Origin of the sequence: Bradyrhizobium xenonodulans (genome assembly GCF_027594865.1) — a bacterium.
GTDB classification, from domain to species: Bacteria; Pseudomonadota; Alphaproteobacteria; order Rhizobiales; family Xanthobacteraceae; genus Bradyrhizobium; species Bradyrhizobium xenonodulans.
On sequence record NZ_CP089391.1, the window covers coordinates 3495778 to 3509236 of the forward strand.

Genomic DNA, 13459 nt, shown 5'->3' on the forward strand with positions numbered 1-13459 from the left:
GCCGACGTCACGCCGGATAGGGCGTGCCGTCCTTGTGCAGGAAACGGCCGTCGGACGCCGGGCTCATCATGTCGACGTCGGAGCAGGTGATGAGATCGTCGGGTGAGCGCGAGCCGATTTCGAGATAGACGGCCATTGCATTTGATCGGTTGATCATGTGATGGCCGTTGCCGCTTGCCTTCGGGAATGCGGCGCAATCGCCCGCGTGCAGCACGGTTTCGCCGCCGTCCTCGATCAGCGTCACTTCGCCTTCGAGCACATGGACGAACTCATCTTCATGCGAATGCCAGTGCCGCTGGCTCGACCAGCCGCCCGGCGGCAGGCGCATCAGGTTGACGCCGAAATCAGCCAGTTCCCCGGCATCGCCGAGCCGCTGCCGGATACGCTCGGCGCAAGGCGCGTTGAAGGGCGCCGGGTAGCCGGAGCCTTTGCGGGCTGGCACGGCCGCGATGTCGATCTTCGGCATGGATGCTTCCCTGGAATTCGCTGTGGGGCGGCTCTTCGCGGCGGACGCCGAACGCGGCCACAGACATGGCCGCAACCGCGTGGCGCGAGGTCGACGGGAGCTGATGAGCGGGACGATGCTCATCGTGCCGGTGTTTTGCCCGACGTGTCAAATCGGGTTCCCGCATCGCACGTCGCCGGCATCGTAAGTCATTGATGTCGCAGAGGCCGGCTACTGTGCATGGGGTTGTTTTCGACTTTTTTGTTGGCAGGTTCCAAAAGGGTGCGGCAAAAATGACGCCGCACTGTCGGCCGGCGCTGTTCCCATTCGTCTTCCAAGTGAGACAGACCTGACGGGAGACCAACATGAACACTTCCTCCTATCGCTGGGTGATCGTCGCCGCCGGCGGCCTGCTCGGCTGCGTCGCGATCGGCGGCATGTTTTCGCTGCCGGTGTTCCTGCAGCCGATCGCAAAGGATACCGGCTGGTCGGTGACCGGCATTTCCAGCGCGATGACGATCGGCTTTCTGGCAATGGCCTTCACCAGCATGGCCTGGGGCACGCTGACGGATAGGCTCGGGCCGCTGCCGGTGGTGCTGACGGGATCGACCGTGCTGTCGCTGAGCCTGTTCGCGGCCAGCCACGCCACCTCGCTGCTCGCGTTCCAGTTCCTGTTCGGCCTCTTGGTCGGCGCCTCCTGTGCGGCGATCTTCGCCCCGATGATGGCGACGGTTACCGGCTGGTTCGACACCCATCGCAGCCTCGCCGTCTCGCTGGTCTCGGCCGGCATGGGCATGGCGCCGATGACGATGGCGCCGCTCGCGGCCTGGCTCGTCTCCGGCCATGACTGGCGCACCTCGATGCAGATCGTGGCGCTGGTGGTCGGCGCCATCATGATTCCGGTCTCGTTCGTGGTACGCCGTCCGCCGGCGCTTGCACACGCCGTGGCCGCACCAACGGGCGAGGGCGCCGCGCAGGGCGAGATGTCGATGGGCGAGGCGCTGCGCTCGCCGCAATTCATGATCCTGCTTGCCACCAATTTCTTCTGCTGCGCCACCCATTCCGGCCCGATCATCCACACCGTCTCCTATGCCGTGAGCTGCGGCATTCCGCTGGTCGCGGCGGTGACGATCTACAGCATTGAGGGTTTTGCCGGGATGGGCGGGCGCATCGCCTTCGGCCTGATGGGTGACCGCTTCGGCGCCAAGCGCGTGCTGGTGACGGGCCTGCTGCTCCAGGCGTTCGGCGCACTCGCCTATGCCTTCGCGCACCAGCTCGCGACGTTCTACGCGGTCGGCGCCGTCTTCGGCTTCATCTACGCCGGCACCATGCCGCTCTACGCGGTGCTGGTGCGTGAAAACTTTCCGCTGCGCATGATGGGCACGGTGATCGGCGGCACCGCGATGGCCGGCAGCCTCGGCATGGCCACCGGTCCGCTCGCCGGCGGCCTGATCTACGACGCCTTCTCCAGCTACGCCTGGCTCTACATCCTCTCCTGGGCGATGGGCCTGGGTGCGTTCCTGATGGCGATGAACTTCCGGCCGTTCGCGAAGCCGCGGGGTGAGGTGGTGCCGGCGGCGGCGTGAAGCAGGGGGCTCGTCAGCCGCGCTCGTTCTGCCGTGCCCTCTGATAGTGCCGGTGCGCCTTGGCGCGGTTTCCGCAATCGCCCATCGCGCACCATCGCCGGTTTTGTGCGCGGCTTTCGTCGACAAAGAGCCAACCGCATCCGCGGTCATCCTCGCATTGCTTCACGCGATGCGCCCGCGGCCCTGTCATCAGCGCGGCCGCCGAAATGATGATCGGCTTGAGCCAGTCGAGGCCGTCGCCCTCGGGTCGCAGGTTCCATGTGACGTCACCGGAATCCCATGCGAGCGCCGCCGCCGGCATCGTCCGGGCAAGCATCCGGTTGAAGGCCTCGAGGGCCTCGCGGGGAGGCGCGCGGCGTCTTATCCGGGCGACGAGAATCTCGTAGATCGCCTCGCGCAGAGTGATCGCTTCGCAATACGCCGCCTCGCAGCGTGCGACGTCGGCCCGCCACGCCGACCGGATTCGTTTCAGATCGCGCGCACTTCCAACCCCGCTTCCTCCGAGCCACGTCAGCAATGCGCCGGCGTCGGCAAGCCGTTCCTCGGAGGGATCGCGCAACCGCCAAGCCGCCGTGTTGACGAAACGGATCGCCAGCTCTTCGCCGCCCTCCTTCTCGCGGGACCTGTCAGTTTGTTGGGAACGCAAACGGCACCTGCAAGGTTTGTCTAACCATATAACAGGTTATGAGCTGATTATGCCGCCTTCAAGTGTGCATTTGGCGATCGTCTCGGCGTTTGCCGCCATCTACCTCGTCTGGGGCTCGACCTATCTTGCGCTCGCGCTTGCCCTGCAATCCCTGCCGCCATTCACGCTGATGGCGGCGCGCTGCTTGATGGGCGGCGCCATCCTGTTCGGCGCCGCACGCGCGGCCGGCGCATCCTCGCCGCCGCGGAAGACCTGCCTCGTCGCCATGATCTGCGGCGTGCTTTTCTTCGTCGGATGCCACGGCGTGCTGGCCTACGCCCAGCAGCGGGTGCATTCGGGGCTTGCTGCGGTGCTGCTCGCAACCATTCCGCTCTGGATCGTGCTGTTGCAGGTCATCTTTCCCGGCAGCGAGCGGCCAAACTGGAAGACCGTGGCGTTCCTCATTCCCGGTGTCGCGGGGGTTGCGCTGATTGCGTCCCATGAAGCGTCCGCCGGCAGGGACGGGCTGCGCGCGAGCGACGTCCTTCTGCTGCTTGGCGCAGCACTGTCCTGGGCCGCCGGGACATTCGTGTCCGAGCGCCATTCCGGAACCTCCTCGCCTGTCGCGCTGTCCGGCCTGGAGCTGCTCGCCGGCGGCGTGGTGTTGCTGGCGATTGGCGCGGCGCGCGGCGAGCTCGGCGGGCTGCATCTGTCCAGCATATCGGCCGCATCGATTGCAGGCTGGACCTACCTGACCTTGATGGGCACCGTCGTCGCCTTCGCAGCCTATATCTGGCTGCTCAAGCAGGTGCCGTCCACGCTGGTTTCGACCTACACTTTCGTCAATCCGATTATTGCGGTGCTGCTCGGCTGGGCGTTTCTCGGCGAGACGCCGTCGCTGTGGATGCTGGCCGGGGCCGCCCTGGTCATTGCTTCCGTTGCAGGTCTGCTTCTCGCGCGAAGCAAATCACAAGGGAGGGCGAACAGATCATGGTCGGTGCAGCTATCCGAGGGCTAAAGCTGCGCCTCGATCGTGGCCTTGTCGACGACGGACCATACCTGCTGGATCTTTCCGTCGCTGAACTCGTAGAACACGTTCTCGCAGAATGACACGCGCTTGCCGTTGACGGCAAGCCCCAGGAATGTCCCGACCGGCTTGCAATCGAATTTGAGCCGGACCGCGATGCGGGGTGGATCGCTTATCAGCAGTTCGATGTTGAAGCGCAGATCCGGAATCTCGCGAAAATCCCGCTCCAGCATCGCGCGATAGCCCGTCAGCCCGAATGGCCGCGCGTTGTGGGCGACGTCATCATGCACGAACTGCCCGAGCGCCGGCCAATCCTGCCGGTTCAGGCAGGCGATGTAGTCGCGGTAGAAACTGGCAAGGTCGTCTCTGGTCACGGCAGGGTCCTCCGGCTTACCCGCGCCGCCGCAGATGCTCGATCAGCGCGCGCAGCTTCGGTGCAACATTGCGGCGGCTCGGGTAGTAGAGATAGAAGCCGGCAAAGGCGGGGCAATAGTCTTCCAGGATCGGCACCAACTCGCCGCGCGCAAACGCTGGACGAAAGCTCGCCTCCATGCCGAAGGTGATGCCGGCGCCGGCCACCGCCAGCTTGATCATCAGTGCCATGTCGTTGGTGGTGATCTCAGGTGCGACCGCGACGCTGAACTCCTTGCCGCTATCCGCAAACTCCCAGCGATAGGGCGGGGCGTTCGGCGCCGGGCGCCAGCCGATGCAGCGAAAGGAGGCGAGCTCGGACGGGTGCGAGGGGACGCCAAAACGGTCGCGGAAATCAGGCGCGCAGACCGCGAGCTGGCGTTCGTCGCCGGCGATCGGCACCGCGACCATGTCCTGCTCGATGACTTCGCCGAGGCGGACGCCGGCGTCGTAGCCCGCGGCGACGATGTCGAATTCCGCGTCGGTCACGGTGATGTCGAGCTGCACCTCCGGATTGGTTGCCGTGAAGGCCGCCAGAAACGGGCCCGACAGAAAATGCTCGGCAATGGAGGAGACCGCGAGCCGCAAAAGTCCGCGCGGCCGCCCGCGCAACGCCTCGGTGCTATCGAGGGCGGCGCGCATGTCGGCGATGGCAGGGGCGACCTCCGCATGAAGCCGCTCGCCGGCCTCGGTCAGGCTGACGCTGCGCGTCGTGCGCTGGACCAGCGCGATGCCGAGGGTTTCCTCCAGCCGCCGGATCGTCTGGCTCACCGCCGAGCGGGTGACGCCGAGACGGTCCGCGGCGGCACGAAAATTCCGCTCTTCGGCGACCAGCGCAAAGACGGCGAGGGCGTTGAGGTCAGGTTCCATCGGTTAGCGCAACTTGTCAGTGTGGTTAGGTATTGTCGTCTTATCATGACAGCGGCGCCGGTCCATCTTCCCGTCATCACTTCGAACGCGACGGGAAAGAGCTTCATGCCGATCGACAAAGTCATTCTCATCACCGGTGCCTCCAGCGGCATTGGCGCGGGCATCGCGCGCGAGCTGGCCGCGGCCGGCGCGAAAGTCCTGCTGGGCGCACGGCGCGCCGATCGACTGAAGGCGCTCGCGGCCGAACTGAATGCGGCAGGCGGAACGGCGCTCGCGCATCCGCTCGACGTCACCGACCGCGCCAGTGTTGCCGCCTTTGCGGACGCCGCGCGCGGCGCCTGGGGCCGTGTCGACGTCATCGTCAACAATGCCGGCGTGATGCCGCTGTCGCTGATGGCCTCGCTGAAGGTCGAGGAGTGGGACCGGATGGTCGACGTCAACATCAAGGGCGTGCTCTACGGCATCGCGGCCGTGCTGCCGGAGATGGCGGCGCGCGGTTCGGGTCAGGTCATCAACATCGCCTCGATCGGTGCGCTGAGCGTGGTGCCGACAGCGGCGGTTTACTGCGCGAGCAAATATGCGGTACGAGCGATTTCGGATGGCCTGCGCCAGGAGCACGACAACATCCGCGTCACCTGCGTCCACCCCGGCGTGGTCGAGAGCGAGCTCGCCGACACCATCACCGATCCCGTGGCGGCCGCGGCAATGAAGACCTATCGTGCGATTGCGCTGCGGCCGGATGCCATCGCCCGCGCGGTGCGCTTCGCCATCGAGCAGCCCGATGATGTCGACGTCAACGAGATCGTCGTGCGCCCGACCCGGACGACGTGACGAGACCCCATTCGCATCAGATGCGTTTCTCGAAAAACAGGTCCGGGTAGGGATCGTCGTTGAACCGCGGAATTTCCCTCCACCCCGTCTTGCGGTAGAGCTGGCCGGCCTCGGCGAGCGCGCTGTTGGTGTCGAGCCGCAGCAGTGCGATGCCGAGCTCGCGCCCAGCATCTTCGGCCGTGTCCATCAGGCGCTGGCCGAGCCGCAATCCGCGCGCGGCGGGAGCGACCCAGAGACGCTTGATCTCGGCGTAGCCGTGATCGGTTCCCTTCAACCCGACGCAGCCGATCGGCAGCGTGTCCGACATCGCAACGATGAACGTGCCGCGCGGCCGGCGCATGTCCTTGGCGTTGGGGTCGCGCGACAGCGACACGTCAAAACCCTGTTTGAAGCGGCGGCCGAGCTCGGCGTAATATTCGCCGAGGCAATAGCGTGCCTCGTCGCTGCGCGGATCCATCTCGTCCAGCGAGATGCGCTCGCGCGTCAATGCGGAGGCGATCAGATCCATCGCCGCCAGCAGCGCCTCGGCTTGCGAATGTTGCGCGAGGAACCCCTCGGCCTGCTTGTTTGACAGCGCCTCATAGGCCGCGAACTCGCGCCGGCCGGTGCGCGTCAGCGTGGCAACGCGACGGCGTGCATCGTCGGCATGCGCGGTGGTTTCGATCAGCCCTTCGTCCTCGAGGCTGCGGAGCAGCCGGCTCATCAGCCCGGAATCCAGGCCGAGATAGTCGCGGATATCGGCCACGTCCGAGCGGCCCTGTCCGATCGCATTGAGCACACGCGCGGCACCCAGCGGCCGGCCGCGTCCGAGGAATGAATTATCGAGCGCGCCGACGGCGGAGGTGACGGCGCGATTGAAGCGGCGAACGCGGGAAACGGGGTCGAGCATGATGTCGGACTTTAGTCAGATATTATTCCCGGGTCAATGGCGGCAGTGTTTCTCACTTCGCCAGCGTGAGCAGCGCCTTGTCCTTCTCGACGATATAGGTCGCAAGCTCGCTTGCCGTGTCGTTGCCGACATTCTTCGCCGCATGCACCGTTCCGGCCGGAACGAACAGCACGTCGCCGGCCTTCAGCGTCACCGGCGGCTTGCCTTCGACGTCATATTCGATGGCGCCCGCCAGCACGTAGATGATCTCTTCGCCCGGATGGGTGTGCCGGCCGAACGCCGCGCCGGGGGCGAGGTCGACGCGCACCTGCACGGCTTCGTGCCCGGGCGCACTGAGATCGTGGCGCTGGAGGTCGGTGCGCGTGACGCCGGCCGGCTGCGCCGCAGCGGGCAGGGTGACGAGATTGGCGGCGAGCACGGCTGCGCTCGCCAGCACGCGCAGGGGTCGCAAAAGTCGGTAGCTCATGATCGGCTCCTTGTGATCGCTCGATGGTCAGCGCCGCGCGAGCCCGGCCGGTCTCCGGCCGGTCCGCGTCGTGGCGTTTCAGGCGAGGGTGGTGGTCACCTCGATGTTGCCGTGCACCGCCTTGGAATAGGGGCAGATGCCGTGTGCGGCTTCGATCAATTCCTGCGCAATCGCGCGATCGATGCCGGGGACGCTGACGTCGAGACGGGCGCGCAGGAAGAAGGCGCCGCCCGCGTTGTTCAGATCGATCGTGGTCTCGACCGACGGCTCACTCGGCAGCTTGATCTTGCGCTGGGCGGCGGCAAGCCCGAGCGCGCCGAGGTAGCAGGCCGACCAGGCGGCGGCGAACAGATTTTCGGCGGCCGGGTGCGGCTGGGCCAGCTTGATGTCGAGCGAGCCGTCGCCCGAGCGCGCGGCGCCGTCGTGGCCGGAGGTGACGTGGGTCTTGCCGGAGAAGAGGAGCGTTGCAGCGGTGGTCATGGTCGTATCCCTTCGTTGGATTAAGATCGTGTCCGATCTAATCGGATGCGATGTGAAATAGAGCCGCCATCTCCGGTGGTCAAGCTCTTCCGATTTAATCGGATGCGATTTATATGGATTGGCAGATCACGAATTGCGGAGGTTCCCGTGGCCCGTTCCCCCAAAACCGCCGGCAAAGGCCGGAAACTGTCGAATTTCCTGTGCTTTGCGATCTATTCGGCCAATCTCGCCTTCGGCCGGGCTTATAAGCCGCTGCTGGACAAGGTCGGGCTGACCTACACCCAATACATCGCCATGGTGGCGCTGTCGGACGAGGACGTCCTGACCGTCAGCGCGCTCGGCGAGAAGCTGTTCCTGGAATCCAACACGCTGACGCCGATCCTGAAGAAGCTCGAGCAGATGGGCTTCATCAGGCGCCAGCGCGATCCCGCGGACGAGCGACAGGTGCGGGTGAGCCTGATGCCTGCGGGGCGCAAGCTGATCGAACAGGATCTCAGTGGATCCCTGATCGAGGCCACCGGCCTCGGCGACGATTTTCCGGTGGTGCAGAAGACGGTAAGCACACTGCGCGACAATCTGTTGCGCGCGACGAACGCCGACGGCACGAAAAACCGCTGATCCCGGACGCGCCGCTTCTCCGCTCGTCGATGGCCTGGGTTTCGGACCGGATCAGCTTGATATCCTGGTCGGCGGCCCGATCTTCTAAATCGAATCCAGAACCGGCAGTATATCGGGGAATCTCAATGTCGCCGCGAGCAAGCTGAGTGCTGCACGCGGAGACCGTCATGCCGGCGGTGCGAGCCCAAGTTCCTTGCGCGTCTTCCGCGTCAGTTTGGCCACGATCAACGCATGGGCCTGCGCCAGATAGGTAGCGAGCTCGGAATCCGACAACGCGTCGTTTCCGACGAGCTGTACCCATTTGGCGCGCGCCAGATAGGGTGCCGGCCGCGCGATGCCGTGCTCGATCAGCATCGCATAGGCCATGTTCGAGACCTTGAACATGTAGCCGCCGGAGCGCGCCGCAAAGCCGCCGCCGAGCGCGAACATCTTGCCGCCGACCTTGAACACGGAGGTGCCCTCCCACTGAACCACCTTGGTGACGGCGGGCAGGCGCAGACAGCGGGTCTCGAAGCTCCTTGGAGTCATGACGCCAGCGATAGCACGCTACGTGCGGCGTGCAATGCGCATGCTAGCGGCCGAGCGCTGCGAACGCGGCAATGGTGCGGTCCACCGCGGCCTCGTCGATGTGGCGATGGGTGACGAGCCGGAGCTGCGAGGGACCGCTGGCCTGCACCAGGATGCCGCGGCGCTTCACGCCCTCGGCCCATGCTGCGGCCTCGCGCGCGCTCGCGGAGACGTCGATGCGCAGGATGTTGGTCTGCACGTGGTCGGGATCGGCGAGCGCGGGGTCGAGCCAGCTCAAGGCGGCGGCGAGCCGTTTTGCCGCCGCATGATCCTCGGAGAGGCGCGCGATCATGGTCTCCAGCGCGACGAGGCCGGCGGCCGCGACGATGCCGGACTGGCGCATGGTGCCGCCGACGAGCTTTCGCAAGGCCCGCGCCTTTGCAATGAACGCCTGGCTCCCGCAGAGCAGGCTGCCGACCGGCGCGCTCAGGCCCTTGGACAGGCAGACCATCACGCTGTCGGCGTGCTCGGCGATCCGTGCCGCCGATACGTCGAGCGCAACCGAAGCGTTGAAGAGGCGGGCGCCGTCGAGATGCACGGCAAATCCGTTGGCCTGTCCGAGCGCATGAATTCGCATCATATGGGCGAGGGGCAGCACGGTGCCGCCGGCGCCATTATGCGTCGTCTCCATCGCAATCAGGCCGGGCTGGCCCGAGGTGCGGATCGCTTCTTCGAGCGCCGCTTCGTCCATCGCGCCGCGACGGCCCGGCATCGGCGTCGGCACCAGCCCTGCGATCTCTACGACGCTGCCGAGCTCGGAATTGAGCAGATGCGCGCCGCTATCCGCGAACACATCCTTGCCGCGCTCGGCATGGACGAGCATCGCCAGCAGATTTCCCATCGTGCCGCTCGGCACGAATAGGGCGGCCGCCTTGCCGGTCAACGCGGCGCCGCGCGCCTCGAGCTCGCGGACGGTCGGATCGCCTTCGCGGCCGTCGTCGCCGAGCGGGGCGCGCTGCATGCGCTCCAGCATCGCCGCCGTCGGCAGCGTGACGGTGTCGCTGCGCAGATCGACATGGGGTTGCTCGGCGCTCATCAGGCGTCCTGCACTTGCAGGCCCGTTGTCACAGGCTGCGCCTCGTCGGCGGCCACGTCGCCCGCAAACCGTTCGACCAGCTTCACCGCGACCGTATTGCCGAACACGTTGATCGCGGTACGGCCCATGTCGAGGAAAGCGTCGACGCCGGCGATGATCGCGAGCGCCTCGATCGGCAGCCCGATCGCCGACAGCACCATGGCGATGGCGACGAGGCCTCCGGAGGGAACGTTGGCGCTGCCCTTGCTCGCGATGGTGGTGACCATGACGATGGTGAACAGGGTCGACCAGGTCAGCGTCACGCCATAGGCCTCCGCGAGGAAGGTGACGGCCAGCGCGAAATACATGATGGCGCCGTCCCGGTTGAAGGCGTAGCCGAGCGGCAGCACCACCGAGACGATGCGCTCCGAGGCGCCCATCGCCCGCAGCTTCTCCATGTGCAGCGGCAAGGTCACTTCCGAGGAGCGGGTGGAGAAGGCGAGGATCATCGGCTCCATCACCGCTTTCGTGACGGCAATCGGCTTCTCGCCGATCGCAAGCAGCATCAGCCAGAAGATCACCACCATGATGGCGAGGCCGAGATACATCACGCCGACGAGTTTTGCGAGCGCGAGCACGGTGGCGAGGCCTTGCGTCGCGAACAGCCACGCCATCACCGCGAAGATCGCAATCGGCGCCAGCGAGGTGATCCATTTGGTGATCTTGAACATCGCCGCCATCACCGCTTCGAGCACGGCAACCATGGGCTCGCCGACCTTGCCGACCGAGGCCAGGGCGAGGCCGAACAGAATGGCGAAGACGAGCGTCGGCAGGATCCTCTGCTCGGCCATCGCGGCGACGATGTTCGAGGGAATCATGTCCATGAAGAACTTGATCCAGTCGACCGTGACCGCAAGGTTCTGCGGCACCTTGCCGGTAGCCGCCAGCGGCGCGCCGGCGCCGGGATGGAAGGCGGCGTTGAGGAGCAAGCCGATCAGGATCGAAATCACGGTCGCAAGGTAGAAATAGCCGAGGCTGATCGCAGCGACGCGCCCGAGAATCTTCAGCTCGCTCCCCATCCGGTAGAGGCCGAGCGTGACGGCCGCGAACACCACGGGAATGACGATCATCTTCACCGCCTCGACGAAGGCGGTGCCGATCGGGCGCAGGCTCGCGCCGACATCCGGCCAGAGCAGGCCGACACAGAGGCCGGCGGCAAGGCCGATTAGCATCTGGAATACGAGCGGCAATCTGAGCAGCGGCCGGATCATGAATGGCGGTCTCCTTGTCCCGGATATTGCGTGCGGATGGCGCCGAGCGCGGTGAGGCGCGCCTCGAATGCGGATGAGAGGTGCCGCCACATGCGATGCTGCGCGGCATCGGGATCGTGCGCTTCAATGGCTGCGTAGATATCGAGGTGCTCGCCGACGGCCTGGCGCGTGCGCTCGATGCTGTATTGCCGCATCTTCTGGAGAGCGAGGCCGCTCTGCGCGCGCAGATTGTCGTAGGATTGCGCCAGCCGGCCGTTGCCGGTCGCGCGAAACAGCTCATCGTGGAAGGCCCAGCCGACCTGCTGCGCCTCTTCGACATCGAGCGTCGCGCCTGACTGGATCCGGCGCAGCTCCTCCGCGCAGTGTCGCAGCGGCGCTGTCGGCCCGCGCGTCGCGGCGAGATAGGCCGCCATGCCTTCGAGCGCGAGCCGCAATTCATGGATCTCGCGCAGATCGTCGAACGACATCTGCCGCACGAAGGTGCCGCGCATCGGATGGATGGTGAGGAGGCCGTCCTGGGCGAGCGCCTTCAGCGCCTCGCGGACCGGGGTCCGGCCGAGCGCGAGCCGGCTCGACAGGCTGCGCTCGGACAGCGGCTCGTCGGGGGCGAACTCGCCTGACATGACGAGATCGCGGAGCAGGGCATAGGCGCGGTCGCGGTCCAGAGAGGTCGTGGTCATAACTGACATACCAGCGGCATGTCAGAGGAGTGTCAAGCCTACGCGCTGATTTTGCTGGTGAAAGAGGGCGTGAGGCGAAATCACGGACTCGTGCCTTGCAGATTGTATCTCAAAACGTATCTTACGATATATCTGACAGCGGAGACGTAAGATATGTTTCGAGATAAGCATCATGGCCGGCATGGCCGGGACGATCGGGAATTCCAGTTTGCTTTCGCCATGGGCCGGCACGGCGGGCGGCATCGCTTCGGCCGTGGCGGGCATGGCTTCTTCGGCGGCGGCCCGGGCGGCGACTTTCCCGGCGCAAGGCGGCTGTCATCGCAGGACCTCCAACTGGTGATCCTGGCGCTGCTCGCCGAAAAACCGGCGCACGGCTACGAGCTGATCAAGATCATCGAGGAACGCTCCGACGGCTTCTACACGCCGAGCCCCGGCGTGATCTATCCGGCGCTGACCTATCTCGAAGAGGTCGGCCACAGCAGCGTCGCGCAGGATGGCGGCCGCAAGCTCTACAGCATCACGGCGCAGGGTGAGGCGCATCTTGCCGAGAACCGCGCGACCGCAGATGCGATCCTGCAAGCGCTGTCGCGGATCGGTCGCCGCATGGACGAGGTGCGCGAAGCCTTTGCCGGCGTCGGCGATCTCGATGCGGATGCGTCCGACGAATTGCATCGTGCGCGCCACAATCTGAAGCGCGCGCTGCGCTCCAGGCACGGCGGTGACGCCGCAGAGGCGCGCCGCATCGCTGCGATCCTGGACCGCGCCGCCGCGGAAATCCTCGGCAAGTAACGGACTGGCAAGTGAGGCAATCCATGAGCGATCGGATCCACAGTCCCATTCAGGACGCGCGCGTCAACGCCGTCATCGCGCGCCTGCAAGGCGCGCGGCAGCGTCCGTCCGGCGGCGGCCCGCGCGGCGGCTTCAACAGCCGCGATCCGCACGCCTATGCCGAGCAGGGTTTTTCGATCCATCCGGAGCAGGGCGAGCTGATCTATCTCTTGTGTCGCGGCCTGCGCGCGACGCGCGTGGCCGAGTTCGCAACCTCGGTCGGCATGTCCACGTTCTATTTCGCGGCGGCCATCCGGGACAATGGCGGCGGCACGGTGATCGGCTCGGAGATCGTGCCGGCCAAGGTCGAGACCGCGAGGCGCAACCTCACGGACGCAGGCCTTGCCGACTACGCCGAGATCCGCGAGGGCGATGCGCGACAGACGTTGCGCGATCTCGGCGGGCCCGTCGATTTCGTCCTGATCGACGGCTGGCCGCGCGAGGAGGAGCCGTCGCTGGCCCGCGAGGTGATCGAGATCGTCGCGCCGCAGCTGCGCGTCGGCGGCTATGTCATGAATGACAACGCCGAGCCGGACTATCTCGATTTCATCCGCGATTCCAACAACGGCTTCGTCTCGATGACGCTGCCGCTCAAGGGCGGCACCGAGCTCAGCCTCAAGGTCAGGTGACCGCGTCCCTGGCGCGATACGCCTCGGGAACGACGAACACCTCGTCGGCGCGGCCATAGCCGCCGTCGCCGACTTCCTCGATCAGCACCATCGTGTGCGGCCGCGCCCCTTCGCCGAAATAGTCGACGAACAGCGCGGTGAGGCGATGCACGATCTCCGCCTTCTGTGTGCGCGACAGCGCGGCCTGCGGGATCTTGATGTTGGCGAAAGGCATGATGGTT

Annotated in this window: 18 protein-coding genes; 6 read left to right on the plus strand and 12 right to left on the minus strand. The window is 66.0% G+C overall.

The annotated features are described in order from the left end of the window. Window positions 1–7 precede the first annotated feature (7 nt). Window positions 8–466, minus strand: coding sequence for a cupin domain-containing protein (locus I3J27_RS16170; RefSeq protein WP_270171151.1), 459 nt, complete (start codon window positions 464–466; stop codon window positions 8–10). 344 nt (window positions 467–810) lie between these two features. On the opposite strand from I3J27_RS16170, the gene I3J27_RS16175 reads away from it, so the two are divergent. After that, a complete protein-coding gene (locus tag I3J27_RS16175; RefSeq protein ID WP_270171153.1) occupies window positions 811–2031 on the plus strand; it encodes an MFS transporter in 1221 nt (406 codons plus the stop codon). Between the two features lie 13 nt (window positions 2032–2044). Here I3J27_RS16175 and I3J27_RS16180 read toward each other — a convergent pair whose 3' ends face one another. After that, window positions 2045–2590, minus strand: a complete 546-nt coding sequence (locus I3J27_RS16180) for a CGNR zinc finger domain-containing protein (RefSeq protein WP_270171155.1) — start codon at window positions 2588–2590, stop codon at window positions 2045–2047. Between the two features lie 16 nt (window positions 2591–2606). Here I3J27_RS16180 and I3J27_RS16185 point away from each other — a divergent pair, with 16 nt between their 5' ends. Beyond that, window positions 2607–3674, plus strand: a complete 1068-nt coding sequence (locus I3J27_RS16185; RefSeq protein ID WP_270171157.1) for a DMT family transporter — start codon at window positions 2607–2609, stop codon at window positions 3672–3674. Here I3J27_RS16185 and I3J27_RS16190 read toward each other — a convergent pair. Both I3J27_RS16190 and I3J27_RS16195 read right to left on the minus strand, forming a co-directional pair. Then, on the minus strand, window positions 3671–4057 hold the full coding sequence (locus I3J27_RS16190) for an ester cyclase (protein ID WP_270171159.1): 387 nt from the start codon (window positions 4055–4057) through the stop codon (window positions 3671–3673). The two genes, I3J27_RS16185 and I3J27_RS16190, sit on opposite strands and share 4 nt — an antisense overlap. Window positions 4058–4073: 16 nt before the next feature. Further along, entirely contained in the window at window positions 4074–4964 is an 891-nt protein-coding gene (locus I3J27_RS16195; protein WP_270171161.1) for a LysR family transcriptional regulator, read from the minus strand. Window positions 4965–5069: 105 nt separating this feature from the next. Between I3J27_RS16195 and I3J27_RS16200 the strand changes: the two genes are divergently transcribed. Then, window positions 5070–5795, plus strand: coding sequence for an SDR family oxidoreductase (locus I3J27_RS16200; protein ID WP_270171163.1), 726 nt, complete (start codon window positions 5070–5072; stop codon window positions 5793–5795). A gap of 16 nt (window positions 5796–5811) precedes the next feature. On the opposite strand, the gene I3J27_RS16205 is transcribed toward I3J27_RS16200, so the two are convergent. The 3 genes from I3J27_RS16205 to I3J27_RS16215 form a co-directional block, all read right to left on the minus strand. After that, entirely contained in the window at window positions 5812–6684 is an 873-nt protein-coding gene (locus I3J27_RS16205; protein WP_270171165.1) for a bifunctional helix-turn-helix transcriptional regulator/GNAT family N-acetyltransferase, read from the minus strand. A gap of 52 nt (window positions 6685–6736) precedes the next feature. Beyond that, window positions 6737–7150 carry a cupin domain-containing protein gene (locus I3J27_RS16210; RefSeq protein ID WP_270171166.1) on the minus strand — a complete coding sequence of 138 codons (414 nt, stop codon included), beginning with the start codon at window positions 7148–7150 and terminating at the stop codon, window positions 6737–6739. A 78-nt stretch (window positions 7151–7228) separates the two neighbouring features. After that, on the minus strand, window positions 7229–7630 hold the full coding sequence (locus I3J27_RS16215) for an Ohr family peroxiredoxin (RefSeq protein WP_270171168.1): 402 nt from the start codon (window positions 7628–7630) through the stop codon (window positions 7229–7231). A gap of 102 nt (window positions 7631–7732) precedes the next feature. Between I3J27_RS16215 and I3J27_RS16220 the strand changes: the two genes are divergently transcribed. Further along, window positions 7733–8248 carry a MarR family winged helix-turn-helix transcriptional regulator gene (locus I3J27_RS16220; RefSeq protein ID WP_370691958.1) on the plus strand — a complete coding sequence of 172 codons (516 nt, stop codon included), beginning with the start codon at window positions 7733–7735 and terminating at the stop codon, window positions 8246–8248. A gap of 165 nt (window positions 8249–8413) precedes the next feature. Here the strand turns inward: I3J27_RS16220 and I3J27_RS16225 are convergent, their stop codons facing one another. Genes I3J27_RS16225 through I3J27_RS16240 form a run of 4 tightly spaced genes read right to left on the minus strand, consistent with a single transcriptional unit; the run spans window position 8414 to window position 11781 of the window. After that, on the minus strand, window positions 8414–8776 hold the full coding sequence (locus tag I3J27_RS16225; RefSeq protein ID WP_270171171.1) for an MmcQ/YjbR family DNA-binding protein: 363 nt from the start codon (window positions 8774–8776) through the stop codon (window positions 8414–8416). Between the two features lie 43 nt (window positions 8777–8819). Continuing rightward, on the minus strand, window positions 8820–9851 hold the full coding sequence (locus I3J27_RS16230; RefSeq protein WP_270171177.1) for a GntG family PLP-dependent aldolase: 1032 nt from the start codon (window positions 9849–9851) through the stop codon (window positions 8820–8822). Then, a complete protein-coding gene (locus I3J27_RS16235) occupies window positions 9851–11101 on the minus strand; it encodes a dicarboxylate/amino acid:cation symporter (RefSeq protein WP_270171179.1) in 1251 nt (416 codons plus the stop codon). Before I3J27_RS16235 ends, I3J27_RS16230 begins: the two co-directional genes overlap by 1 nt. Continuing rightward, window positions 11098–11781 (minus strand): GntR family transcriptional regulator, encoded by a 684-nt coding sequence (locus I3J27_RS16240; RefSeq protein ID WP_270171181.1) that lies wholly within the window; start codon window positions 11779–11781, stop codon window positions 11098–11100. Before I3J27_RS16240 ends, I3J27_RS16235 begins: the two co-directional genes overlap by 4 nt. Before the next feature lie 153 nt (window positions 11782–11934). On the opposite strand from I3J27_RS16240, the gene I3J27_RS16245 reads away from it, so the two are divergent. Together I3J27_RS16245 and I3J27_RS16250 are read left to right on the plus strand one after the other, a co-directional pair. Then, window positions 11935–12570 carry a PadR family transcriptional regulator gene (locus I3J27_RS16245; RefSeq protein ID WP_270171183.1) on the plus strand — a complete coding sequence of 212 codons (636 nt, stop codon included), beginning with the start codon at window positions 11935–11937 and terminating at the stop codon, window positions 12568–12570. Between the two features lie 23 nt (window positions 12571–12593). Then, on the plus strand, window positions 12594–13238 hold the full coding sequence (locus tag I3J27_RS16250; protein ID WP_270171184.1) for an O-methyltransferase: 645 nt from the start codon (window positions 12594–12596) through the stop codon (window positions 13236–13238). Here I3J27_RS16250 and I3J27_RS16255 read toward each other — a convergent pair. Further along, on the minus strand, window positions 13231–13452 hold the full coding sequence (locus tag I3J27_RS16255) for a tautomerase family protein (protein ID WP_270171186.1): 222 nt from the start codon (window positions 13450–13452) through the stop codon (window positions 13231–13233). The two genes, I3J27_RS16250 and I3J27_RS16255, sit on opposite strands and share 8 nt — an antisense overlap. Window positions 13453–13459 lie beyond the last annotated feature (7 nt).